The sequence below is a fragment of the Sphingomonas caeni genome (assembly GCF_026013415.1).
In the GTDB taxonomy this organism is placed as follows: domain Bacteria; phylum Pseudomonadota; class Alphaproteobacteria; order Sphingomonadales; family Sphingomonadaceae; genus Sphingomonas; species Sphingomonas caeni.
In genome coordinates, this window is the sequence record NZ_JAPDOK010000021.1 from 1 (window position 1) to 1134 (window position 1134).

1 protein-coding gene is annotated in these 1134 nt (G+C 65.7%); it reads right to left on the bottom strand.

The window, feature by feature from the left end; translation table 11 throughout:
- The coding region (gene hemA, locus OF829_RS20550; RefSeq protein WP_264942081.1) for a 5-aminolevulinate synthase at positions 1–1134 on the bottom strand (1134 nt) is incomplete at both ends.

The window sequence follows — 1134 nt, forward strand, 5'->3', positions numbered from 1 at the left end:
CCGGCCCCAGATTTCGACGAGCGCGTTGGTGAGGTTGCGCATCATGGTCTCGGTGTGTGCGGGTCCTGGGGTGAAGCGCAGGCGCTCGGTGCCGCGGGGGACGGTGGGATAGTTGATCGGCTGGACATAGACGCCGTACTCGGCGAGCAGCACGTCGCTGATCTTCTTGGCCTGGACCGGATCGCCCACCATCAGCGGCACGATATGCGTGGTCGAGTCCATCACCGGCAGCCCGGCCTGCGCAAACATCGCCTTGAGCGTGGCGGCGGCGGCCTGCTGGCCCTCGCGCTCGACGCTCGATGCCTTGAGGTGCCGCACACTCGCCAGCACGCCTGCGACCAGCACCGGCGACAGCGAGGTGGTGAAGATGAAGCCCGGCGCGTAGGAGCGGATCACGTCGATGATCATCTGGTCGGCGGCGATATAGCCCCCCATCACCCCGAACGCCTTGCCCAGCGTCCCCTCGATGATCGTGAGGCGGTGCGCCTGGCCGTCGCGCTCGGAGATGCCGCCGCCGCGCGCGCCGTACATGCCCACCGCATGGACCTCGTCGAGATAGGTCAGCGCGTTATACGTGTCGGCCAGGTCGCAGATCGCTTCGATCGGCGCGACATCGCCGTCCATCGAATAGACGCTCTCGAACGCGATCAGCTTGGGAAGCGCGGGGTCTTCCGCGGCGAGCAGCGCTTCGAGATGCGCGAGATCGTTGTGGCGGAACACCCGCTTCTCGCACCCCGCATGGCGGATGCCCGCGATCATGCTCGCATGGTTGAGTTCGTCCGAAAACACCACGCAGCCCGGCAGCAGCCTGGCCAGCGTCGACAGCGTCGCCTCGTTCGAGACATAGCCCGAAGTGAAGAGCAACGCCCCTTCCTTGCCGTGCAGATCGGCAAGCTCGGCCTCGAGATCGACATGGTAATGCGTGTTGCCGCCGATATTGCGCGTGCCGCCGCTCCCGGCCCCCACATCGTGCAGCGCCTCTTCCATCGCCGCGACCACCTTGGGGTGCTGGCCCATCGCCAGATAATCGTTCGAGCACCACACCGTGATCGGCTTGGGGCCGTTATGCCCCGCAAAGCACCGCGCATTGGGATAGGCGCCCTTGTTGCGCAATATGTCGATGAACACACGGTA